Raw genomic sequence first — 21,612 nt, forward strand, 5'->3', positions numbered from 1 at the left:
GCGACGTGAGCGACACACAGGTCGACGAGCTCAGAGGGGCCGCACCGGCGCCGCACCCCGAACTGCTGGAGCGCATCCGCAGGCACCGAAAGCACACCCTGGAAGTGCTGACCGTCTCCGCCGTCGCCCTCGTCCCGTGGACCGTGGTGCTGGCCCTGTCCCTGCCCTCCGGCTACAAGGTCCACCACTGGCGCGTCGCCTGGGTGGGCTTCGACGTCCTGCTCCTGACCGCGATGGCCGCCACCGCGGTCTTCGGGCGGCTGCGCCACCGGGCCGTGATCGTGTCGGGACTCGCGACCGCCGTGCTGCTGATCGGCGACGCGTGGTTCGACGTGTCGCTCGCCTTCGGCACGCGGGAGGTCTGGCTGTCGGCGGCGCTGGCGCTCTTCATCGAGCTGCCGCTGGCGGGATATCTCATCCACCGCGTGATGCGGATGATCTCGCTGGCACACTGGCCGACCGCCGATGCCGGGGCGGACGGCGACCAACCGGCCGGCGACGGCGGCTGACGCACCGGTCCACGGCCGCGGACCGCCCCACGTCGCCCGGCCGGTCCACCGCCCCGACCGGTCCACCTTCCCGACGGGTTCAGGAACCGCTCGCGTCGAGGTACTGCCGCGCCAGCCGCTCGGGGGCCCGCAGAAGCCACGCCTCCTCGATCAGCTCCTTCAGCTCGGCGATGCCGATCCGGTCGAGGCGGACCAGGACCGCCGGATGGCCGTCGAAGTGCGGAATCGTGAAGTAGACGCCGGGGTCGGAGGCGACCAGCGCTTCCTTCACCCCGACGTCCGCCACCCGTACGCCGAGAATCGGCCCCTCCGGTGCCGCGTCGCCGAGCGCCTCGAGGTCGGCGCGCCGCAGCGGCCGTTCCCAGACGAAGAGCCTGTCCTTGACGCGCCATTGCGCGAGCTCCCGCGAGAGCCGTTCGCCGCTCTCGGGAAGAGCGAGCGCGAGGTGCCGTACGTCGTCCCAGGTCGCCATCCGACGACGGTAGAACGACGAAGGCCGGTCCGGCAGTGTGCGGCGGTGTGGCGTCATGGTTGGCTGGTCCCCGCACCGCCGCCCATTCACAGGAGGACGCCGCAGTCATGTACGAGTACAAGGTGGTCACGTTCAGGGAGTCGCTGATCGGTGACGCTCTGGACAGCGACAAGCTGGAGAAGGTCCTCAACAAGCACGCGGAGGACGGCTGGCGTCTCAAGGCCGTCACCTCGGCCGACGTGAAGGGACGCATAGGTCCCGGTGCGGTGGAGGGGCTGCTGCTCACCTTCGAGCGGCCTCGTTCCTGAGACCGCTCCGGCACGTCCGGCGAAGGGTCCGCGCGGTGCGCGGGCCCTTCGCCGTCTCAGCGGCACCGTCCGCAGCCGCGGCCAGAGCCGAGGCTTCGGCCCTCCCGGCTCACGGGGACGGTACGGAGAGGGCCGCCGTGTCCGCGTCGAGCGCGGCGGCGCGCAGGGCCGCGGCCACGCGGGTCACCGGCTCCGCCGGAGCCTGCGGGAGGTGGGCCAGAAGGAGGCGCCGCTGTTCCTGGGGCCCGCCGCGCACCGGCAGGACGCGCACGCCCGGCGGCACCGCGGGGGCGAGGGACGAGGGCACGGTCGTCAGGCCGCACCCCGCGGCGACGAGCTGGAGTTTGGCCAGCCAGTCCCGGGCGGTGTGGGCGATGTCGGGCCGCTCGTCCAGGCCGGGCCAGACCCCCATGAGCCGGTCCTCGCCCGAGCTGGGGCCGGCGATCCAGCGCTGTCCGCGCAGATCGGTGACGTCGACGTAGTCGCCGCGGGCGAGTGGGTGGCCCGCCGGCACGGCCAGGCACAGGGCGCGTTCGGTGAGCGTCCGCAGTGCCAGCGGGGGCGACTCGGCGTCCGGCGGGCGGAACGGCGGCACCGAGGCGAGGAGGGCCAGGTCCAGGCTGCCGGCCCGCAGGGCGCGCACCAGCGCGGGGGTCGTGCCCTCCCGGGTGACCACGTCGATGCCGGGGTCCGTGCGGCGCAGGACCGCGAGCGCGGCGGGCACGAGGACGGCTCCGGCGCTCGGGAACCAGCCCAGCCGGACCGTGCCGGACTCCCCGGGCAGTCCGGAGAGTTCACGTGCGGCGGCGTCGATCTCGTCGAGCACGACCGTCGCGCGCCGCATCACGACCCGGCCCGCCGCGGTCAGCCGTACCCCGTCGCGCCGCCGCTCCAGAAGCTGTGCGCCCGCCACCCGCTCGACGGCGGCGATCTGCCGGGAGACGGCGGACTGGGTGTAGCCCAGCGACGCGGCTGCCGCGGTGAAGGTTCCCTGCTCCGCCACCGCGCGCAGGACGCGCAGCGCGGTCAGCGAGACGTCGGTGAAGTCCATGACGACAACGCATACTACTGGTGCTGGACATGCATCGGGCTCATGCCCGACATGCACCGTGCTCAGAACATCGGAGTCCCGCCGACGGCCCCCGGCCGGCAGGCCCCGGCGGGGGCTGTCCGCGGGAGATCAGATCGCCACCGCCACAGAGAGCTGCGCACACGCCGAGGTCGCCCGAACGGCGTGAGGGAGGACGGCGAAAGACGCGAGAAAGGCAGCCCGCGGCTTCGGTGAGCGACATGCCCGCACCTGGCCGGTGGACGTGGCATCGACCGCAGATCGCGGGGAACCCGGGAGGTCCCTTCCCGCACCCACACCCGAGGAGAGGGCCATGAGTCTCCTGCGCCTGGTCGGCCGGCCCATGCTCGCCTCCATGTTCGTCGCCGGCGGCATCAACGCGCTGCGCGCTCCGGAACGGGTCGCCCCGGTGGCCGAGCCGGTCGTCCAGCCGGTCACCGAACGGATCGACGTGCTGCCCGACCGCACCGAACAGGTCGTACGTCTCAACGGAGCGGTCCAGGTGGTGGCGGGTCTGCTGCTGGGCAGCGGGCGCCTGCCGCGGCCGGCCGCGCTGGCCATGGCGGCCACGCTGGTGCCGACCACCCTGGCGGGTCACCGCTTCTGGGAGGCGGAGGATCCCGACGAGCGCGCCCGGCAGAAGATCCACTTCCTGAAGAACGTGTCGATGCTCGGCGGGCTGCTGATCGCGGCCGACGACACCGCCGGTGCGCCCTCACTGGCGTGGCGCGGCCGGCACGCCGCACACGACCTGCGGCGCGAGGCGCACCTGGTGAGCCGGTCCATGCGCGCCACGGCGCGCCCCGCCGCGGCGGTCGGCGGGGTCAAGGCCAGGCTGAGCAGCTGACCGAGCGGCCCCGGCACCTCACCCGCCGGGGGCAGTGACGAACCGGTCGATGGCCGTGGTCAGTTCCGCCGGCTTCTCGACCGGCACTTCGTGGCCGGCGTCGATGATCCGCACCACCGCGTCCGGGTACGCCGTCGCCATGCGCAGCATCTGCGGCACGGGGAGCTGGATGTCGTGGCTTCCGTGGATCAGGAGGGTGGGGACGCGGATCTCGCCGACCCGGTCCAGGACGTCGAAGGCGCGCATGGCGCCGTAGAGCGTCATGACGACCTCGCGGGGGACGGCCTCGGCGGACCTGGTGTACGCCCGGACCTCCTCACGGGGGAAGCCGGGTGCGAAGGCGCGCCGGACGTTGGCGGCGACGAACAGCTTGAACGGGACGAGTGTCGAGGCCCCCATCAGCAGGCCCCGGCCGCGGCTGTAGGTCATGCGGCTGATGGAGTCGACCAGGACGAGGCGTTCGACCAGCTCGGGGTGGTCGAGGGCGATGGTCTGCGCGATCATGCCGCCCATCGAATGGCCCACGAGCACCGCCCGCCGGACCTCCAGGTGGTCGAGCAGGGCGACGACGTCGTCGGCCAGTTCCGCGATGGTCCGCACCCCGGCACCGGTGCTGTCGCCGTGGCCGCGCAGATCGAGGCGGATCACCCGGCGCCGCCCGGCGAAGTAGGCCGTCTAGTGGTCCCAGCGGTGCCGGTTCGCCGTCCAGCCGTGGATGAACACCAGGGGAAGGGCGTCGGCGTCGCGCGGACCCTCGTCGTCGTACGTCAGCTCTGCGCCGTCGACTGCGAGCTGCGGCATCGGTGCCTCCTGGATGCATCCGGTTACTGGCCGGTAGCATAGCGGCAGCCGGGGACGGGCGTCACAGGCGGGCCCGGGCGGGCGGAGCGGCGGGATCCCGTTCGGGCGCGAGAGGACGTGCGGCCCCGGTGCGCACTGCGCCGGGCGCGGCGGCCCGAGGGCCGGGGACACCGCCTCCGGCGCGGCTACGGGCGTAGAACCGCGAGAGGGCGCGACCGGTCCCCCGTTCCGGTCGTGCCCCCGCGGCCCGTCGAACTTACGTGCCGAGCGGATGCGTTGTGAACCGCGTCCATGCCCGCTGCGGCGGCCTCGGGGCTCACCTGTGCACAAGTGAGTCCGGAAGTTCCTAGTTCGTCCGGCCGAATGCGGGCCGGTCGAGTTCACCGAGGGCCAGATGAGCGAGGACGACCTCGTACAGATCGCTGCCCGAGGCGAGCAACTGGCGTTCGAGGACGGGTTCCGCGCTGCGCACGTGTTCGCGCACCGTCTGCGGGTGCACCCCCAGCAGCTGTGCGGCGCGTTCGGCGTTGCCCCCGGCGGCGATCCAGGCGCGCAGGGAGCGGCGCAGGTCGCGGGCGTCGGACTCCAGACGCCCGAGCAGACCGTGCGCCCAGGTGCGCAGGGCGAGGCCGGCCAGCAGGTCGCCGAGCCCGGGACGGGCCGCCCCGGCGGGAGGGGTCTCGTGCGTCTCCTCGGACAGGCCGACCCGGGTGTTGAGGGCGAGATGGACGACGGCGCGGGCGGTGAGGTCGGTGAAGTCCGCCTGCAGCAGGCTCTCCAGACGGTCCATGCGGGCGCGGACGGTGTTGCGGCTGACGCCGAGGATCTTGGCGGCGTTCACCGCGGTGAACTCCAGGCCCAGCCGGGTGGTGGCGAGGAGTTCCGCGCGCGTGTGGTGCGCCAGGGTGTCGAGCGGGTGCAGCACCCGAGCCGTCCAGCCGTGCAGCACGGCCGGGTCCATCAGCCGCTCGGGGTGGGTGCGTTCGGCGTACACGGCCTGCTGGTCGGGCCGGAAGCGGGCGACGGCGAGCGCGCTGACCGCCTGCCCGTAGGCGGTGGCGGTGCGGACCAGGCTCTGCGGGGCGCTGCCGCCGAGGAAGGTGTCGGGACGGCGGCCCACCACCAGCCTGAGCTCGGCGGACGCCGCGTCACGGGGAGCGACGACGATGACGTGTGCGTCCACCGCGGGGCAGCGCACGACCAGAGCCTGGTCCGCCGTGGCGGTCAGGCACTCCTCGGCGATGCGGTCGCGCTCCTCGGCGCTGCCCTCGAGGACGTAGACGCAGGCGGTGTCGGTGTCGAGCAGGCCGGGCCACAGGCCCGCTGCGACGCGGCGGGCGGAGACGGTGTCCTCGACCATCAGCAGTTGCAGGATGGCCAGGCGGAGGTCGGACGTCGCACGCCGCAGGCGCCGCCCGGCCGCCGTCGACTCCCGTGCCCTGAGCAGCAGTTCGACCACCTGGGCGGTACGGGTCACGATGTCGGAGGCCCGCCGGTCGAAGGGGCTCGTCCGGGAGACCGACAGGACACCGGCCGAGGCGGGCCGCGGCCGCTGCACGCCGACCAGCCGCAGATGGAGCCCCGCGTCGTCCCAGGCGGCGGAGGCGATACGGCCGGAGACGAGGTCGGCGACGAGGTCCTCGTCCAGCGGTGTCGGCGTGCCGGCCAGGACGCGCCCGGTGTCGTCCTGCAGACAGGCCGTCCCGTCCACCGCGTCCGCGAGCCAGGTGACCACCCGGCGGATGTCCCGCCCGGTCGGCCGCAGGTGGTCCAGCAGTTCCTGCGCCCACCCGGCGCCCTCGGCATCCGTCACCTGCTCAGGGCGGCCCCCGTCCTGTCGGCCAGCCATCTCGGCCTTCTCCTCGTCCCTCGCGTCGACCTCGGCATGTCGGTCGGGGACGTTACCTCACGCATGCCCGGAGGTGACACGAGTACGGCAGGTGTCAGGGCGAGAAGGGGGACGCCTCGAACGTCTCAGCTGTCCGGGCCCGCGAACACACCTCCCGCGGCGAAGATCCGTCCGGCGAAGCGCTCCCCGATGCGCAGGTGGGTGGCGGCGTCCGGGTGGAGCTGGTCGGGCAGCGGCAGTTCGACGGCGTCGGTTTCGCCGTAGAGGTCCCGGCCGTCGAGGTGGTGGAGGTTCGGGTCGTCGGCCGCCCGCTGGGTCACGATGCGTTCGAGCTCGTCCCGGACGACGCCCAGGGTCAGCTTGCCTTCGGCGCGCTCGGCCGGGTCGCCCATGGCGCGGAACCGGAGCCGGCCGTCGCTCAGGGTGTGGAAGTCCAGAACGGTCGGGCCGGGCGTGTCCTCGTGGATGGGGCACAGGATGGGGGACACGAGCAGCAGTGGTGCGTCGGGGTGGCCCTCGCGGACGGTGTCGAGGAAGCCGTGGACGGCGGGGGTGAAGGCACGCAGCCGCATCAGGTCGGTGTTGACGAGATTGATCCCGATCTTGACGCTGATCAGGTCGGCGGGCGTGTCGCGCAGGGTGCGGGCCGTGAACGGGTCGAGCAGGGCGCTGCCGCCCAGCCCCAGGTTGATCAGTTCCACACCGCCCAGGGTGGCGGCGAGCGCGGGCCAGGTGGTGGTGGGGCCCGCCGCGTCGGAGCCGTGGCTGATCGAACTGCCGTGGTGCAGCCACACCTTGCGGCCGCTCGGCGGGGCCGGTGCCACGGGTGCGTCGGTGCGCAGCGCGACCAGCTCGGTGGTCTCGTTGTGCGGGAGCCAGATCTCCACGTCCTTGTCTCCGTCGGGCAGGCCGGTGAAGCGCAGGGTGCCCGCGGGCCCGGAGCGGAGCTCGGCGGTGCCGGCCGCCATGTCGACGGTCACGACGTCGCCGCCCGCGACGCTCCCCCGGCCGGCCGGGCGGCCGTCGACGAGGAGCTCGTAGACACCGTCGGGACGGGGCGGGGCACCGGCGTAGCGGCGCTTGGTGGGCACCGTGTCCAGCTCGACGGCGGTCGCACGGGTGCGGAAGGCCAGCCGGACGCCCGAGGGCTGCGACTCGGCCATGGCCAGCTGCGGATCGGGGCACTGGGCGCGGGCCCAGGGCGGCAGCCGGTGCGGCAGCAGTCCCCGCTCGGTGCGCTCCACGTCGAGGGCGCCGCGCAGCAGCCCGGCGGTGTTGGGGGTCGTGATCCACTCGTACTGGGTACCCATGGCCTCCTGCCTCGTGTTCAAGGGGTGGGGTTGACGCGTTCGAGCGGTCGGGCCGGCGGACTCAAGGGGTGGGGCCGGCGGGCCAGTTGCGCAGCAAGGCGTCGAGGGCGTCCAGGATGCGTCTCCAGCTCTCCTCGGAATCGGGGGCGCTGTGGCTGAAGCCGCCGCCGGCTTCGAGGCTGACGTAGCCGTGGAAGACGCTGCCCAGCAGCCGTACGGCGTGCGTCTGGTCCGGTTCGGTCAGGTCGTAGCCGCGCAGGATCGCGCGGGACATCTGGGCGTGCCGGACGCCGGCGCCGGCGGCCGCCGTCTCGGGGTCGAGGCGCATCCTGGCCGCGACCGCACGTCCGGGGTGCCCCCGGGCGTAGTCGCGGTAGGCGTCGGCGTAGGCGGTGAGGGCGTCCTTGCCGGCCCGCCCCGCGAGGGCGTCTGCGGCGCGGTCGGCGAGTTCGTCCAGGGCGGACAGCGCGATCCGGGTCTTGAGGTCGTGAGAGCTCTTCACATGCGAGTACAGACTCGCCACCTTGACGCCGAAACGCCGGGCCACCTCCGAGACGGTCACCTGCTCGAAGCCGACCTCGTCGGCCAGCTCCGCACCCGCCCGCACGACCCGCTCCGTGGTCAGCCCTGCGCGCACCACAACCTCCCTCTCCGCTCCCACGGGCCATTTTCCATAGGCCATTATTATTTTGCCTAAGTCATTTAGGCAATCTAGCATGCGCTTATGGAACCACTGACCGAACGCGAGATCCGCGCCGCCTTCATCAACTGCAGCAAGGGCGCGGCCCAGCGCCTGTCCGTCCCCCGCGACCTCGCCGACCGACCCTGGGAGGACCTGGACTACCTCGGCTGGCGCGATCCGCAGGCCCCCGATCGCGCGTACCTGGTCACCGTCGGGGACGACGGGCGCGCGAAGGCCGTGGCCATGCGCGGCTCGGCCGCCGCCGTCGGGCAGCAGCGGCGCAGCATGTGCTCGATGTGCCTGACCACCCACTCCGGAGGCGTCTCGCTGATGGTCGCGCCGAAGGCGGGCAAGGCCGGCCAGCAGGGCAACTCGGTGGGCGTCTACATGTGCAGCGATCTCGCCTGCTCGCTGTACGTGCGGGGCAAGCGGGACGCGGGCCCCGGAGCGCGGCTGCACGAGACGATCTCCCTGGAGGAGAAGATCCGGCGCACCGTGGCCAACGTCGACGCGTTCGTCGCCAAGGTCGCGACGGCATAAGCTCGGCGGATGGCGAAGTACTTCGACGTGCACCCCGACAACCCCCAGCCTCGTGCCATCTCCCAGATCGCGCAGAGCATCCGTGCGGACGCCCTCATCGCGTACCCCACGGACTCCTGTTACGCACTGGGCTGCCGGCTCGGGAGCCGTGACGGCATCGAGCGCATCCGGTCCATCCGCCGGCTCGACAGCCGGCATCACTTCACCCTCGTGTGCCAGGACTTCGCGCAGCTCGGCCAGTTCGTACGGGTCGACAACGACGTGTTCCGCGCCATCAAGGCCTCGACGCCCGGCAGTTACACCTTCATCCTGCCGGCGACGAGGGAGGTGCCGCGCATGCTGCAGCACCCCAGGAAGAAGACGGTCGGCGTCCGCATCCCCGACCATGTCGTCGCCCAGGCCCTGCTCACCGAGCTCGGCGAGCCGCTGCTGTCCAGCACGCTGCTGCTGCCCGACGAGGAGGAGCCGATGACCCAGGGCTGGGAGATCAAGGACCGCCTGGACCACGTGCTGGACGCGGTGGTGGACTCCGGGGACTGCGGCACCGAACCGACGACGGTCATCGACTTCTCCGACGGCGAGGCCGAGATCGTGCGGCGCGGGGCCGGGGACGTCACGCGCTTCGAATGAGCGGTTCCGGTCAGGGCGGGGGCCACGGCGGGCCGATGCGTGGCACGTGCAACGATGTCCGTGTCCGGCCCGTCGGGCCCGCAGAAGTCGCTTCGCCGCACCGTGCGCAGAGAGGTGGTCCCCCATGACCTCCGTTCAGGGAACAGCCGTTGACATCACCACCGCGGACGGCGTCGCCGACGCCTATCTCGCACATCCCGCCGACGGCCTCCCGCACCCCGCCGTACTGCTCTACCAGGACGCCTTCGGACTGCGTCCGCATCTGCGGGCCATGGCCGACCGGCTGGCCGGGGCCGGTTACACGGTCCTGGTGCCGAACGTCTTCCACCGGCACGCCCGCACCCCGGTCTTCGACCTGCCCGAGTTCATCGACCCCTCGCAACGGCCGCAGATCTGGGAGCAGATCGCGCCGGTGATGCAGGCGCTCACCCCCGACCTCGCCATGCGGGACGCGGGTGCGTACCTCCAGTGGCTGGCCGACTCCCCGCTCGCGGCCGACGGCCCGGTCGCCCTCAGCGGCTACTGCATGGGCGCGCGGCTGGCCCTGTTCACCGCCGGCACCTACCCGGACCGGGTCGCCGCCGCGGCCGGCTTCCACGGCGGACGGCTGGCGACGGACGCGCCGGACAGCCCCCACCTGGTGGCGAAGGACGTCACCGCCGAGCTGTACTTCGGGCACGCCGACCAGGACGGCTCCATGCCGCCGGAGCAGCAGCGGCTCCTGGCGGAGACCCTGACGTCGGCGGGTGTGCGGCACCGCTGCGAGGTGTACCCCGGCGCGCACCACGGATACACGCAGGCCGATACGGCCGCCTACGACAAGGAGGCGGACGAGCGGCACTGGGCGGCTCTGCTCGACCTCCTGGCCAGGACCTTCCCGGCCTCCTGAGCAAGGACTCTCCCGGCCTCCTGAACGGGGCCGGTGACACATCACCGCCGGCGCCCGCGGGTTCGACCCCGCGGGCGCCCTCGTTTCCCACAGGTCCCACAGGTCCCACAGGTTGACATGCCCGCAACCCCGATGCCAGTTTGAGAGCGCTCTCATCACGAGGTACGGACCAATTCCCCTCGAGTGACCCCACACACGGAGGTGGAGCGTGCACCACAAGTCAACTCGCCGTCTGCTGGCCCCCACAGCCGCAGCCGCGCTGATCGCCGCGGTGATCGCCATCCAGTCGCCGTCGTCCGCCAAGGCGGCGGTGCCCGACACGATCCCCCTGAAGGTGACCAACAACTCCGGCCGCAGTGAACCGGTCTACGTCTACACCATCGGCACCCTGCTCTCGACGGGCCGGCAGGGCTGGGCGGACGCGAACGGCACCTTCCACGCGTGGCCGGCCGGCGGGAACCCGCCGACGGACGCACCGGACGCCTCCATCGCGGGGCCCGGCACAGGCCGGTCGAAGACGATCCGGATCCCCAAGTTCTCGGGGCGTGTCTACTTCTCCTACGGGCAGAAGCTCGTGTTCAGGCTGACCACCGGTGGCCTGGTGCAGCCCGCGGTGCAGAACCCGGGCGACCCGAACCACGACATCCTCTTCAACTGGTCCGAGTACACGCTCAACGACTCCGGCCTGTGGCTCAACAGCACGCAGGTCGACATGTTCTCCGCGCCCTACGCGGTCGGCGTGCGGGGATCGGACGGGAGCACGGCCACCACGGGGCACCTCACGCCGGGCGGCTACAACGGCGTCCTGAACGACCTGCGCGGAAAGTCCGGCTGGTCCAAGCTGATCGAGACGCGGTCCGACGGGACGGTCCTGCGGGCACTCGCCCCGGGGCACGGACTGGAGTCCGGCGCGCTGCCGGCGTCCGTGATGGACGACTACATCGACCGCGTATGGCAGAAGTACGCGTCGTCGACCCTGACCGTGACGCCGTTCGGCGATCAGCCGGACACCAAGTACTACGGCACGGTGTCCGGGGGCGTCATGAACTTCACCGACGGCTCCGGCAAGGTGGTCACCACCTTCCAGAAGCCGGACGCGGACAGCGTCTTCGGCTGCCACAAGCTGCTCGACGCGCCCAACGACCAGGTGCGCGGCCCGATTTCGCGGACCCTGTGCGCGGGCTTCAACCGCACCACGCTGCTGACCCACCCGAACCAGCCGGACTCGTCCTCCGCGGACTTCTACAAGGACTCGGTGACCAACGAGTACGCCCGGGCGATCCACGACCGGATGGCCGACGGAAAGGCCTATGCGTTCGCCTTCGACGACGTCGGCCACCAGGAGTCGCTCGTCCACGACGGCAGCCCGCAGGGGGCGGAGCTGACCCTCGACCCGTTCAGCTGACGCCGACGGCCTCACCCCGCGTGCGTGGGGTGAGGCCGGTCCGCGATCGGGTGCGGTCAGCTGGTCGTGACGGCGGTGTCGTCGACGACGAAGCTGGTCTGCAGGGAGTAGTCCTCGGCACCGCTGAACTTCAGGGTGACGGTCGAGCCCGCGTACGAGGACAGGTCGAAGGACTTCTGGGAGTAGCCGGAGGCGGCGTTGAGGTTGGAGTACGTCGCCAGGGTCGTGGAACCGGCGGTGACCGTCAGCTTGTCGTAGGCGGTGCTGCTGGTGGTCTCCGACGTGTCGATGTGCAGGTAGAAGGTGAAGGTGGCCTTGCAGCCGGCGGGCACGGTCACCGACTGGGACAGGGTGTCGGTGTGGGTGGTGCCGTAGCCGTCGAGCCAGGCCTTGTAGGAGCCGCTGCGCGCGGCCTCACCGCTGGCGCTGGTGATGACTCCGCTGGTCGCGCTCCAGACGGTGTTGCCCGACTCGAAGCCCTGGTTGCCCAGGAGCTGCGCCCCGGTGCAGGTGCCGCCGCCGCTGGAGCTGACCGTCCAGGTGAAGGAGGCGGTGCCGGTGGCGCCGGTGCTGTCGGTCACCGTGACGGTGCTGCTGTAGGTGCCGGCCGTGGTCGGCGTACCGGAGATCACACCGGTGGAGCTGTTGATCGACAGGCCGGTGGGCAGTCCGCTCGCGGCGTACGTCAGTGAGCCGCTGTTGGTGCTGCTGGCCGAGATCTGCAGGCTCACGGCCGTGCCGACGGTGGAGGACTGGCTGCCCGGGTTGGTGACCGTGACGCCCGACGACGGCGGGGTGATGTGGCTGCCGACGTTGATGCCCGCGAAGGCGTTGCCGACCCCGGCGTACTGCGTGGAGTTGGTCCCGTACAGCGCGGCGGCCGCGTTCAGGGCGGCGGTGCGGGCTCCGGCGTAGTTGGTGCTGGACGTCATGTACGTCGTCAGCGCCTTGTACCAGATCTGCAGGGCCGCGGCCCGCCCGATGCCGGTGACGGCGACGCCGTCGGAGGTCGGGCTGTTGTACGTCACGCCGTTGATGGTCTTCGTGCCGCTGCCCTCGGAGAGCAGGTAGAACATGTGGTTCGCCGGGCCCGAGGAGTAGTGCACGTCGAGGTTGCCGACGCCCGAGTACCAGCTGTCCGCGGAGCCGCCGTCCTTGCTCGGCTTGTCCATGTAGCGCAGCGGGGTGCCGTCGCCGTTGATGTCGATCTTCTCGCCGATGAGGTAGTCGCCGACGTCGCTGCTGTTGTTGGCGTAGAACTCCACGCCCGTGCCGAAGATGTCGGAGGTCGCCTCGTTCAACCCGCCTGACTCACCGGAGTAGTTGAGCCCGGCCGTATTCGAGGTGACGCCGTGGCTCATCTCGTGGCCGGCCACGTCCAGCGAGGTGAGCGCGTGGGTGTTGCCGGAGCCGTCGCCGTAGGTCATGCAGAAGCAGCTGTCGTCCCAGAAGGCGTTGACGTAGCCACTGCTGTAGTGGACGCGGGAGTAGGCCGCGACACCGTCGTTCCTGATGCCGCTGCGCCCGAAGGTGTTCTTGTAGAAGTCCCAGGTCTCCTGCGCGCCGTAGGCGGCATCCGCGCCCGCGGTCTGGGTGTTGGACCCCGAGCCGGTGCCCCAGACGTCGTCCGAGTCGGTCATCAGGGTGCCGGTGCCCGAGGTGCCGTTGTTGAGGCTGTACGTCTTGTGACCGCCGCGCGTGGTGTCGTACAGCTGATAGGTCGACCCGGACAGCGTGGTGTTCAGCGTGACGGTGCCGCTGTACTGGGTGTTGCCCGTGCCCGTCTCGATGTCCTGGAACCGGCCGAGTTCCTTGCCGGTGTCGGCGTCGCTGACGACGTGCAGCCGGCTGGGTGTGCCGTCGTCCTGCAGGCCGGTGACCACCGTCTCCCAGGCGAGCTTCGGGGTGCCGGTGCCCGCCCAGATCACCTTGCGGGCGCTGTCCGCGGCGGGCCGCTCGGCGTCGAGGGCCTTGGCGGTCTTGAGCGCCTTGCTCTGAGCGGCGGACTTGCTGAAGGTCGCGGTGGTGGAGGCGACCTTGATGGTGTGCCTGTTGTTGAAGGTCGTGCTCACCGTGCCCTTGGCCAGCGAGGCGGGCGGCGTGTGCACCACGAGGTCGCCGCCGAGGACGGGCAGGCCCGCGTAGGTGCGCTCGTAACGGGTGTGCACGGTGCCGTCGTTGTCCTTGACGACGTCCTTGACGACCAGCTTCTCCTTGGCGCCGAGGCCTATGGAGCGCGCGGTCGCCGCGGTCCTGCCCTGGGCGCTCTTGATCAGCGCGCTGTGCTGCGCCGGACTCAGCTTGGCCTCCAGGCCACCGGCGCGCAGGGGGCTGGGGTGGGGAGCGGCGGACTGAGCGCTCGCCGGGACCGACTGGATGCCGACGGCGAGAAGAGCCGCGGTGGAGGCCAGGGCTCCGAGCGCCGTGCGCTTGCGGGGGATGCGTCTCACTCGTTCTCCTACTGCTGCGGCCGCGTGGGGCGGCCATGACAGACCGGACAGACGGGTGTACTGACCGGGACGAGACGGGCTGTGCGGGACGGGCCGTCACTGCGTGATGAGAAGAACGTGGGGGGTGGTGCGGCAGTTGAAGGGAGAATGACAGTGTTGACCGGGCCATGTCATCGGTGCGCGGGCACCATAGGGTCGCGCCGGGAACACTCTAGGGATATCCCTCTGTGCGCGGCGGGCCGGTTTGCGAGGCAAGCAGGCGGGTGCGCAGGGAAATTGACGGGCCGCCAGGTCCGCAGGACTCATTGACGGCAACCGCGGTCAGGCCGGCGGGCATGGTTACGCCCCCGGGAGGGGGATTGCCCGGCCCCCTGGCCCGGGTTACCGCTGCGGCAGGCCGTCCGGTCCGGCAGACGTGGGCCCCGACCGGAGTGCGCTCGAGGCGACGGTCGGGGAGGGCGGAAGGGCCAGGGGCAGGGGCAGGTCGGCCAGTGCGTCGGCGAGGGTGGCGTGCAGGCGGATACCGGCGAGGTGCGCCTGCTCCAGCACCGTACGGACCGAGGGCCTCGCGGCGACCACCAGGACGGGTGTGTGGGCGAGGTGGTCCGTGGCCCGCTGGACGGCCCGGCGGGCCGCCGCGCTCACCACCTCCACACCGGCCACGTCCAGCACGAGCCGCAGCCCGTGCCGGGCCGCCCGGTCGAGGTGCCGATCCAGCTCCCGCGCCAGGTCGGCACAGGTGTCCGCGTCCAGCGCGCCGGACAGGCGGACCACCGCCACCTGGTCGGTGGTCGGCAGCACCGTCAGGGGGGTACGGCTCGTCATCAGGCCACGCTCCACGGTCCGGTCGAACGCATGCGTCGTGCGGGGCGCCGGTCGCGGATGCGTCATCCGACACGACGACCGGCGTGGCCGCTGCCTGACCGCACGCACACCCTCTCTCCGGAAGCGTGAGGGACGCAACCGGGCAACCGGCGTGATCGACGCAGTCCGGCGGAAGCGGTCCACCCGTCCGGCTGCCCGCGAGCGGTGCGGAGTCAGCTCCGGCAGGCGCATCCGGAGGCGCTCTTGGCCTCGTCGGCGGTCAGGGACGGGTCGGCCGCCTCCTCCGCCGGGGTGCAGCACGCGGTGACGCCGCAGCAGGAGTCCTCCGCCCGCGCGCCCGCCGCCGGCCCGACGGCACCGGCGGCCTTCGCCTGCGCCATGGGCTTCCTCGCGCGGACGACGGCGGAGTGCATCCCGTCGGCGACGACGTGGGTCGGTGTGATCGCGACGTCCGTGAAGCCGGCGGCCTCCAGGTGCGCCCGGTACTCGGCGAACGACAGGGCCCCGGCGATGCAGCCGACGTGGTCGCCGCGCTCGGCCCGCTGCTCGGCGCTCAGCGCGTCGTCGGCGACGACGTCGGACACGCCCATCCGGCCGCCGGGCCTGAGCACGCGGAAGGTCTCGGCGAACACGGCGGGCTTGTCCGTGGACAGGTTGATCACGCAGTTGGAGATGACGACGTCGATCGTGCCGGCGGGCAGCGGGACCGCCTCGATGGTGCCCTTGAGGAACTCGACGTTCGTGGCACCTGCCTCGGCCGCGCTGGCAAGGGCCAGGGCCAGCATCTCCTCGGTCATGTCCAGGCCGTACGCCTTGCCCGTCGGGCCCACCCGGCGCGCGGACAGCAGCACGTCGATGCCGCCGCCCGAGCCGAGGTCCAGCACCCGCTCGCCCTCGCGCAACTCGGCCACGGCGGTGGGGTTCCCGCAGCCGAGACTGGCGGCGACGGCCTCCGCTGGCAGTGCGTCGCGTTCGTCCGCGGCGTACAGGGCCGAGCCGAAGTGCTCGTCGGCCTCGACCGGCTCGGGCCCGCAGCAGGAGCTGCCGCCTTCGGCGACCTTCACGGCCGCCGCCGCATACCGCAGGCGGACGGCCTCGCGCAGGTCGGTGGGCTGATCACTCATGGCGCACTCCTCGGTGAAGAGGCTCGACGGCCCCGGCTTTGCTGCAAGCTTGCGCCTTGAATCGAGACACGTCAATATAGAGGCATGTCGAAACAAGGCCGGGGTGATCGGCCCGGGGCGGCGGGCGGCCGACGGGCGCACCCGCCCGGTCCGCAGCGGTCCTGAGCAGTGCGTGGCGGTGGCGCGGGGTCGCGTGGTCCAGCCCGCGGCGGGCGCCCGGTTCAGCGGCGGGCCGAGTCGACGAGGCGTCGTAGCGTCGCGTGGGCAGGTGGGCCCCAGGTGGATTTGCCACCGGGACGGCCCCGGTCCCCCGCGTCTCCGATGAGGATGCCGCCGAGGGCCCGCATGGCCGCCCAGCCGCGAGCGCGGCGTCGGGTCGCGGAGTCGACGCCCGGCCGGTAGGCGTCGTGGAAGCGGTCCGTGAAGCCGTCCGGCAGGAGCGTCCAGGGGGCCGCCAGGTCGCAGGCCGGGTCGCCCGCGCACATGTCGCCGAAGTCGATGACGCCGCACAACGCGCCGTCGGCGGTGAGGACGTTGGCGGGGTGCAGGTCTCCGTGGAGCCAGAGCGCCGGGCCCGTCCAGGCAGGGGCGGCCGCGGCGTCGTCCCATACGGCGCGGACGCCCTCCGGGTCGGCGATCAGCTCCGACTCGGCGGCCGTGGCGAGCCCTTGGGCGAACCCGTCGGCGAGGTCGGCCAGGGGTACCCCGCGGCCACGGCCGGCGGGCACTCCGTCCGGCGCGGGTGTGTGCAGCGCCGTCAGGAAGGCCGCGAGGGAGTCCGCGGCCTCCTCGGCCCGTGTGACCGGGGCGCGGTCGGCAGGCTCACCCGGCACCCAGGTGGTGACGATCCAGGGCCGCGGAAAGCGCTCGGACGGTTCCCCGAGGCGCTGCGGGACGGGAACCGGCAGCGGGAGGTGCGGCGCGAGGACTGGCAGCCAGGCGTGCTCCTTGCGCAGCAGCGCGTCCGCGCTCTCCGTCGCCCAGGGCAGACGGACGGCGAGGTCGTCGCCGAGCCGCCACAGCTGGTTGTCCCAGCCGCGCGCACCGAGCTTCAAGGGCCGATCGGCCAGGTCCGGATGCTGGTCGCGCAGCAGATCCCGGATCAGCTCGGCGGTGATCTCGATCCCCGGTTGAGTCATGGGCAGTTACGTTAGCCGCGGGTGGCCTTCCTCGACGCGTGGAGGGCCCCACCCGACGGGTGCGGCCCTCCGGCGTGAGGGGGTGACTGACGATGACGGGACGGCAGTCCCTCACCGGTGGTGAGGCGAGGTGCGGTAGTGCTGCCTGAGGAGCTCCCTTCCGTAGTCGTTGCCGTTCGGGGTGCGGATGACGGAGTGAACGTGCATCTGGGTCGGCCCGCTGCCCTGGGTGGCGCCGTACGCGCCGGCAAGCGGGCCCGGTGCCTGGCAGTCGACCTCGACCCAGACCACCGGGCTGTGCACACGGACGTAGAAGGCGTCGTCGGAGCCGGTGCCGCCCGCCCAGGTGACGTAGGTTGCGTCGAGGTGGTCGCGGACCTCGGCCATCCGGACCTTCGCGGCGTCCGCCTTCGCCCTGCCCGCGAACGCCTCGACGATGCCGAGGAGTTTCGCCTTCTGCCCCGAGGTGAGGGCGGTGCCGCGGATGCCTTCGTAGGCCTGGACGGCGTTGTCGGAGAAGGCTCCTGCCTTCATGGACTCGTTCGACTTGGTCGAGGAGGCAATGGCGGCCGTCTGCTGTTCCTCGGTGAGGGAGTTGATGAACGCGAGGGCGGCGGCGACCTCTTCGTGGCACACCGTGACCGTCTCGCCGTCGATCTTCATCGTCGTGGGCTCCGAGCCCCAGAAGCAGGGACTCATCACCACCTGGTCCCCGAGGACGAAGTAGTTGATGACCAGATGGTGGCCGTCGAACTGGAAGCCCCACGGCTCGTGGGCCGAGGGCGTGCCCATCAACGTCCAGTAGTACGCGTCCTCGTTGAAGGACGTGGTGTTGCCGATCGCCTCGCCTGCCGCCTGGTTGATCCGGCGAATCTTCTCCGTGGTCTCCAGGCCGTCCGCGCTCAGGGCGGCCTCCAGCAGCGCCGTGCCAAGCTTTTTCTGATCGGAGGTCAGGTCGGCGAGCGAGACGCCCTGGCGCTCGTAGGAGTCGACGTTGCTCCACAGCCGCCACTCGGTGGAGTGGACCGTGAACTGTGTCGAGGTCTTCTGGTCATCGGTGAGGCCGGCCAGAAATGCCTTCGCCGCAGTGATCACCGGCGCGGTCGCGACCCTGGTGGAATGGATCGCGAACAGGTCGTCGATCCGCCTGCCGTCGGTGGTCAGGCCGAAGAACTCCTCGGTGATCGACTGGTTGCCGGGGCCTCCGCCCGGTCCGCCGCTGGGCATGCCGCTCGGCGAGGGGTCGGCCGAGGCGTCTGCCGTAGCGGTGGTGTCCTCGGCCATCGCGGCCCAGGCGCCGGCCCCGCCCATCGTGACGACCGCCGTGGCCCCGCTCGCGAAGAAGACCTTCCGCATGAAATTACGGCGGCTCGCGTGGGCGCTGCGGCCACCGTCGGAGTCGGTCTCCCGGTCCGTCGGCTCTCCGGCGTCGAGCTCGGTCATCGTCGCTGCTTCCCTTCGTCATGGCAGGTCCCCTCCGGACCGCCGTGGAGCCCTGACTGTGGCGGACCGAACTGAGGCCTACCTGAAGTGAGAGCGCGGACGCGGTGCGAAGCGCGCTCCGACGGCGGTCATAGTCGTTCTGACCTGGACATCTATGGGGATGCTTAGAGTTCGGGGGGCGTCGCGGACCGGGTGGTGGACGGACGGGGTGCGGCAGGAAGCCGTACCGCGAACTCGGTCCGCCCCGGCCTGCTCTCGACGTCGATACGGCCGCCGTGCGCCTGCGTGATCGCCGCGGCGATGGCCAGTCCGAGGCCCGATCCGCCGGTCGCACGGGTGCGGGAGGCGTCGGCCCGGGTGAAGCGCCGGAAGACGGTGGGGAGGAGGCCGGCGGGGATGCCGGGGCCGTTGTCGTGAACCCGGATCACACACTCCGTGTCCGTGGTCTCCACGACGACCGTGACGGCGGTGCCGGCCGGCGTGTGGACGCGCGCGTTGGCCAGCAGATTGCCCACCACCTGGTGCAGCCGGGCCGAGTCGCCGACGACCGACGCCAGGCCACCGTCGAGACGTAGCGCCAGCTGCCACTCGTGATCGCCGCCCGCGGCCCGCGCATCCCACAAGGCCTCGGCGACCAGGGTCGCCAGGTTGACCTCCGCCCTCCCCAGCGGCCGTCCCTCGTCGAGGCGGGCGAGCAGCAGCAGGTCCTCCACCAGGCCCGCCATGCGGGCCGACTGTGCGCAGACGCGCCGCCAGGCCAGCTCGGGCTCGATACGGTCACTGCCGCGGTCCATCAGCTCCGCGTATCCGGCGATCGAAGCGAGCGGTGTGCGCAGTTCGTGGCTGGCGTCGGCGAGGAAGCGCCGCATGCCCTGCTCGGCACGCAGACGCTCGGCGAGGGAGCACTCGACGTGGTCGATCAGGCGGTTGAGCGCGACACCGACCTGCCCGGCCTCGGTGCCGGGGTCGGTGTCGGCAGCCGGAACCCGGATCAGTGCGCCCACCTCACCACGGTCCAACGGCACCCGTGCGACCTCCACGGCGGTGGCCGCGACCCGTGCAAGCGGGCGCAGTTGACGACGGACGACCACGGCGGCCACGCCGCCCGCGAAGACGAGCCCGAGAGCGGCGATCACCGCCTCGACCACGACGAGGTCGTTGATCACCCGCTGTACGTCGTCCATGGGCAGCCCGGCCAGTACGGGCACGCCGTCCCCCGCGAGCGCGATGAGGCGGTAGGTGCCCAGGCCCGGGACGGTGCGGGTGTGCAGCGTGCCGTCCGTGGTGATCCCGGCCAGGGCGTCGCGCTGGGCGGCGGAGAGGACCTGTTGCCGGCCGTCGCCGGTGACCACCTCGGCGGCGAGGACGCGGCCCTGGTCGTCGAAGCGGGCGGCGAGCGTGCCGACGGGCTGGCCACGCTCGTTCAGGAACCCGAGGTCCGTCGCGTCGCCGGTCCTGTGCTGAAGCCCGCCCTGGCCGCGCTCGGCTGCGTCGGTGACGCGCTGGTCCAAGTCCCCGAGCAGACAGACGCGTTGAACGACGACGGTGGCCAGCGCCATGGCCGCGCAGACGATGAGCATCGTGACGGAGATGAACAGCACCAGCCGGGCCCGAAGCGAGCGTCCGCCCAAGCCGGTGCGTCCGCACCCCTGGATGTCAGTCCTCCGCGGCCCTGATGGCATAGCCGACTCCACGCACCGTTCGGATCATCGGCGGACGCCCCTTGTCGATCTTCGCACGCAGGCTGTACACGTAGACCTCGACCAGGTTGCCCTCTCCGTCGAACGACGCGTTCCAGACGTGGTCCAGGATCTGCGCCTTGCTCAGCACCTGGTGCGGATGGCTCATCAGGAACCACAGCAGGTCGAACTCCTTCGCGGTGAGCGGGACGGACGTCCCGCCGCGCTCCACCTCGCGTGTCCGCTCGGCGACCACGAGGTCACCCAGCACGTGCACGGGTCCCTCCCCACGCGTCTCTTCGCTTCCCGCCCGGCGCAGCAGCCCGCGCAGCCGCAACATGACCTCCTCCAGCGAGAAGGGTTTGGTCACGTAGTCGTCCGCTCCCGCCGCCAGCCCGTCGATCCTGTGCTCCACGGCGTCCCGGGCCGTCAGCATCAGCACGGGCAACCCGGCGTTCTCGACCCGCAGGCGGCGCAGCACCTCCACGCCGTCCACGTCGGGCAGCATCCCGTCGAGCACGACGACGTGCGGCGCGCAGGCCCGCGAGATCCGCAGCGCGCTGCGCCCGTCCTCCGCCGTGAAGGCCCGCCACCCGGCCTCGGCCACGGCCACGGACATCAGCTCGGTGAGTTCGGGCTCGTCATCGACGATGAGCACACGAACCCCGGCCTCACGGGCCACAGCACCAACGGACATGGCGCGACGATGGCACGGGGAACTGTGCGGGTGCTGTGACAGATGAGCACCGGATCAGTTCATGAGGTGGGCGAGCAGGGCCGTGCGCAGGGTGCCGGGGTCCTCGACCGCGAGATGCCCGGCGGTGACGGTACGCAGGACCGCGCCGGGGATCGCGGCCGCGAGTTCCCGGGAGTGGTCCAGCGGCGTCGCGCTGTCCCCGGTGCCGCCGACCACGAGCGTGGGGGCGGTGACACGGCTCAGGTCGCCGCGCAGGTCGTACGTCGCCAAGGCGTCGCAGCAGGCCGCGTAGCCGTGGGCGTCGGCGGCCACGAGGTCGTCGAGCAGGGCCGTTCCGCGGGGGCCCGCCGCCGTGCCCGGGTCGGCGAACCAGCGGTCCGGGACGGCGGTGAGCAGCGCGGCGGTGCCTCCCGCCGTACGAGAGCGGCGCGTTGGAGCCAGGCTTCGGCCGTGCCGAAATGCGCCGACGAGCAGACGAGCGCGAGGGAGGCGACCCGGTCCGGGTGGTGCACCGAGAGGTGTGCCCCGACGGCACCGCCGAGCGAGATGCCGGCGTAGTGGAAGCAGTCGGCGCGGTGATGGCCGACGAGTTCGAGGACCAGGTGCGCCAGGTCGTCAACCGTCGTACGACCGGGGGCGACGGTCGGCAGTACGCCGCTCGATGAACCGCCGTGCCCCGGGAGGTCGAAGCTCAGGACGCGGAACTGCCCGGCGAGTGAGGCTGCTTGCGGCTCCCACACCTGGAGCGACGTCCCCAGGGACGGGCCCAGCACGAGCAGCGGCGCACCGGGCTCTCCCAGGAGGCGGTGGTGGAGCAGGGGGTGGTCGGACGGCATGCGCGCTCCTCCGTCAGCGTTCGAGGACGAGGGCGAGGCCTTGTCCGACGCCGATGCACAGGGTGGCGATGCCGGTGCCGCTGCCGCGGCGGGCGAGTTGGTGGGCGA

General features: G+C 72.0%; 21 protein-coding genes and 2 pseudogenes. 7 read left to right on the forward strand and 16 right to left on the reverse strand.

The features are described from left to right. Positions 1-5 precede the first annotated feature (5 nt). Complete coding sequence (locus tag ACIRPX_RS40465; RefSeq protein WP_404204882.1) at positions 6-509, forward strand: hypothetical protein; 504 nt, start codon at positions 6-8, stop codon at positions 507-509. Positions 510-588: 79 nt separating this feature from the next. Here the strand turns inward: ACIRPX_RS40465 and ACIRPX_RS40470 are convergent, their stop codons facing one another. Then, on the reverse strand, positions 589-981 hold the full coding sequence (locus ACIRPX_RS40470; protein ID WP_404204884.1) for an MmcQ/YjbR family DNA-binding protein: 393 nt from the start codon (positions 979-981) through the stop codon (positions 589-591). A gap of 107 nt (positions 982-1,088) precedes the next feature. On the opposite strand from ACIRPX_RS40470, the gene ACIRPX_RS40475 reads away from it, so the two are divergent. Then, complete coding sequence (locus tag ACIRPX_RS40475) at positions 1,089-1,289, forward strand: DUF4177 domain-containing protein (protein WP_404204886.1); 201 nt, start codon at positions 1,089-1,091, stop codon at positions 1,287-1,289. 109 nt (positions 1,290-1,398) lie between these two features. Here the strand turns inward: ACIRPX_RS40475 and ACIRPX_RS40480 are convergent, their stop codons facing one another. After that, positions 1,399-2,340 (reverse strand): LysR family transcriptional regulator, encoded by a 942-nt coding sequence (locus tag ACIRPX_RS40480; RefSeq protein WP_404204887.1) that lies wholly within the window; start codon positions 2,338-2,340, stop codon positions 1,399-1,401. Positions 2,341-2,671: 331 nt separating this feature from the next. On the opposite strand from ACIRPX_RS40480, the gene ACIRPX_RS40485 reads away from it, so the two are divergent. Continuing rightward, a complete protein-coding gene (locus ACIRPX_RS40485) occupies positions 2,672-3,205 on the forward strand; it encodes a DoxX family protein (protein WP_404204889.1) in 534 nt (177 codons plus the stop codon). A gap of 18 nt (positions 3,206-3,223) precedes the next feature. On the opposite strand, the pseudogene ACIRPX_RS40490 reads toward ACIRPX_RS40485, so the two are convergent. From ACIRPX_RS40490 to ACIRPX_RS40505, 4 genes and pseudogenes are all read right to left on the reverse strand, one after another. After that, a pseudogene (locus ACIRPX_RS40490) lies at positions 3,224-4,006 on the reverse strand (alpha/beta fold hydrolase). 346 nt (positions 4,007-4,352) lie between these two features. Then, the gene (locus ACIRPX_RS40495) at positions 4,353-5,855 is read right to left on the reverse strand and encodes a helix-turn-helix domain-containing protein (RefSeq protein ID WP_404204891.1); all 1,503 of its coding nucleotides are present in this window, start codon (positions 5,853-5,855) and stop codon (positions 4,353-4,355) included. Positions 5,856-5,980: 125 nt separating this feature from the next. Continuing rightward, positions 5,981-7,165, reverse strand: coding sequence for a GDSL-type esterase/lipase family protein (locus ACIRPX_RS40500; protein WP_404204893.1), 1,185 nt, complete (start codon positions 7,163-7,165; stop codon positions 5,981-5,983). Between the two features lie 61 nt (positions 7,166-7,226). Then, positions 7,227-7,805 carry a TetR/AcrR family transcriptional regulator gene (locus ACIRPX_RS40505; protein ID WP_404204924.1) on the reverse strand — a complete coding sequence of 193 codons (579 nt, stop codon included), beginning with the start codon at positions 7,803-7,805 and terminating at the stop codon, positions 7,227-7,229. Between the two features lie 84 nt (positions 7,806-7,889). Here ACIRPX_RS40505 and ACIRPX_RS40510 point away from each other — a divergent pair, with 84 nt between their 5' ends. From ACIRPX_RS40510 to ACIRPX_RS40525, 4 genes are all read left to right on the forward strand, one after another. Further along, positions 7,890-8,387, forward strand: a complete 498-nt coding sequence (locus ACIRPX_RS40510; RefSeq protein ID WP_404204895.1) for an FBP domain-containing protein — start codon at positions 7,890-7,892, stop codon at positions 8,385-8,387. A gap of 9 nt (positions 8,388-8,396) precedes the next feature. Further along, a complete protein-coding gene (locus ACIRPX_RS40515) occupies positions 8,397-9,017 on the forward strand; it encodes an L-threonylcarbamoyladenylate synthase (RefSeq protein ID WP_404204897.1) in 621 nt (206 codons plus the stop codon). 124 nt (positions 9,018-9,141) lie between these two features. Then, positions 9,142-9,906 (forward strand): dienelactone hydrolase family protein, encoded by a 765-nt coding sequence (locus tag ACIRPX_RS40520; protein ID WP_404204899.1) that lies wholly within the window; start codon positions 9,142-9,144, stop codon positions 9,904-9,906. 208 nt (positions 9,907-10,114) lie between these two features. Next, positions 10,115-11,311 carry a glycoside hydrolase family 64 protein gene (locus tag ACIRPX_RS40525; protein ID WP_404204901.1) on the forward strand — a complete coding sequence of 399 codons (1,197 nt, stop codon included), beginning with the start codon at positions 10,115-10,117 and terminating at the stop codon, positions 11,309-11,311. Between the two features lie 56 nt (positions 11,312-11,367). Here ACIRPX_RS40525 and ACIRPX_RS40530 read toward each other — a convergent pair whose 3' ends face one another. From ACIRPX_RS40530 to ACIRPX_RS40575, 10 genes and pseudogenes are all read right to left on the reverse strand, one after another. Next, positions 11,368-13,761 (reverse strand): M4 family metallopeptidase, encoded by a 2,394-nt coding sequence (locus ACIRPX_RS40530; RefSeq protein ID WP_404204903.1) that lies wholly within the window; start codon positions 13,759-13,761, stop codon positions 11,368-11,370. 381 nt (positions 13,762-14,142) lie between these two features. After that, entirely contained in the window at positions 14,143-14,586 is a 444-nt protein-coding gene (locus tag ACIRPX_RS40535) for an STAS domain-containing protein (RefSeq protein ID WP_404204905.1), read from the reverse strand. Between the two features lie 212 nt (positions 14,587-14,798). Continuing rightward, positions 14,799-15,710 (reverse strand): arsenite methyltransferase, encoded by a 912-nt coding sequence (gene arsM / locus ACIRPX_RS40540; RefSeq protein WP_404204907.1) that lies wholly within the window; start codon positions 15,708-15,710, stop codon positions 14,799-14,801. A 221-nt stretch (positions 15,711-15,931) separates the two neighbouring features. Beyond that, on the reverse strand, positions 15,932-16,849 hold the full coding sequence (locus tag ACIRPX_RS40545; RefSeq protein WP_404204909.1) for an aminoglycoside phosphotransferase family protein: 918 nt from the start codon (positions 16,847-16,849) through the stop codon (positions 15,932-15,934). A 111-nt stretch (positions 16,850-16,960) separates the two neighbouring features. Continuing rightward, a complete protein-coding gene (locus ACIRPX_RS40550; RefSeq protein ID WP_404204911.1) occupies positions 16,961-18,292 on the reverse strand; it encodes a DUF3500 domain-containing protein in 1,332 nt (443 codons plus the stop codon). Between the two features lie 164 nt (positions 18,293-18,456). Then, the gene (locus tag ACIRPX_RS40555; RefSeq protein WP_404204914.1) at positions 18,457-19,974 is read right to left on the reverse strand and encodes a sensor histidine kinase; all 1,518 of its coding nucleotides are present in this window, start codon (positions 19,972-19,974) and stop codon (positions 18,457-18,459) included. Then, complete coding sequence (locus tag ACIRPX_RS40560; RefSeq protein WP_404204916.1) at positions 19,949-20,668, reverse strand: response regulator transcription factor; 720 nt, start codon at positions 20,666-20,668, stop codon at positions 19,949-19,951. The genes ACIRPX_RS40555 and ACIRPX_RS40560 overlap by 26 nt, the downstream gene beginning before the upstream one ends. A 54-nt stretch (positions 20,669-20,722) precedes the next feature. Next, a complete protein-coding gene (locus tag ACIRPX_RS40565) occupies positions 20,723-20,938 on the reverse strand; it encodes an alpha/beta fold hydrolase (protein WP_404204918.1) in 216 nt (71 codons plus the stop codon). After that, entirely contained in the window at positions 20,908-21,504 is a 597-nt protein-coding gene (locus tag ACIRPX_RS40570; protein ID WP_404204920.1) for an alpha/beta fold hydrolase, read from the reverse strand. Before ACIRPX_RS40570 ends, ACIRPX_RS40565 begins: the two co-directional genes overlap by 31 nt. A 13-nt stretch (positions 21,505-21,517) precedes the next feature. Further along, a pseudogene (locus ACIRPX_RS40575) lies at positions 21,518-21,612 on the reverse strand (acetyl-CoA acetyltransferase); the annotation flags it as partial.

Source organism: Streptomyces sp. NPDC101225, assembly GCF_044767585.1.
In the GTDB taxonomy this organism is placed as follows: domain Bacteria; phylum Actinomycetota; class Actinomycetes; order Streptomycetales; family Streptomycetaceae; genus Streptomyces.

What these genes read in the sequence shown, in the direction of transcription:
- ACIRPX_RS40470 (WP_404204884.1), bottom strand. Translation starts at nt 981, where the DNA reads ATGGCGACCTGGGACGACGTACGGCACCTCGCGCTCGCTCTTCCCGAG.
- ACIRPX_RS40475 (WP_404204886.1), top strand. Translation starts at nt 1,089, where the DNA reads ATGTACGAGTACAAGGTGGTCACGTTCAGGGAGTCGCTGATCGGTGAC.
- ACIRPX_RS40480 (WP_404204887.1), bottom strand. Translation starts at nt 2,340, where the DNA reads ATGGACTTCACCGACGTCTCGCTGACCGCGCTGCGCGTCCTGCGCGCG.
- ACIRPX_RS40485 (WP_404204889.1), top strand. Translation starts at nt 2,672, where the DNA reads ATGAGTCTCCTGCGCCTGGTCGGCCGGCCCATGCTCGCCTCCATGTTC.
- ACIRPX_RS40495 (WP_404204891.1), bottom strand. Translation starts at nt 5,855, where the DNA reads ATGGCTGGCCGACAGGACGGGGGCCGCCCTGAGCAGGTGACGGATGCC.
- ACIRPX_RS40500 (WP_404204893.1), bottom strand. Translation starts at nt 7,165, where the DNA reads ATGGGTACCCAGTACGAGTGGATCACGACCCCCAACACCGCCGGGCTG.
- ACIRPX_RS40510 (WP_404204895.1), top strand. Translation starts at nt 7,890, where the DNA reads ATGGAACCACTGACCGAACGCGAGATCCGCGCCGCCTTCATCAACTGC.
- ACIRPX_RS40515 (WP_404204897.1), top strand. Translation starts at nt 8,397, where the DNA reads ATGGCGAAGTACTTCGACGTGCACCCCGACAACCCCCAGCCTCGTGCC.
- ACIRPX_RS40520 (WP_404204899.1), top strand. Translation starts at nt 9,142, where the DNA reads ATGACCTCCGTTCAGGGAACAGCCGTTGACATCACCACCGCGGACGGC.
- ACIRPX_RS40535 (WP_404204905.1), bottom strand. Translation starts at nt 14,586, where the DNA reads ATGACGAGCCGTACCCCCCTGACGGTGCTGCCGACCACCGACCAGGTG.
- arsM (WP_404204907.1), bottom strand. Translation starts at nt 15,710, where the DNA reads ATGAGTGATCAGCCCACCGACCTGCGCGAGGCCGTCCGCCTGCGGTAT.
- ACIRPX_RS40545 (WP_404204909.1), bottom strand. Translation starts at nt 16,849, where the DNA reads ATGACTCAACCGGGGATCGAGATCACCGCCGAGCTGATCCGGGATCTG.
- ACIRPX_RS40550 (WP_404204911.1), bottom strand. Translation starts at nt 18,292, where the DNA reads ATGACCGAGCTCGACGCCGGAGAGCCGACGGACCGGGAGACCGACTCC.
- ACIRPX_RS40555 (WP_404204914.1), bottom strand. Translation starts at nt 19,974, where the DNA reads ATGCCATCAGGGCCGCGGAGGACTGACATCCAGGGGTGCGGACGCACC.
- ACIRPX_RS40560 (WP_404204916.1), bottom strand. Translation starts at nt 20,668, where the DNA reads ATGTCCGTTGGTGCTGTGGCCCGTGAGGCCGGGGTTCGTGTGCTCATC.
- ACIRPX_RS40570 (WP_404204920.1), bottom strand. Translation starts at nt 21,504, where the DNA reads ATGCCGTCCGACCACCCCCTGCTCCACCACCGCCTCCTGGGAGAGCCC.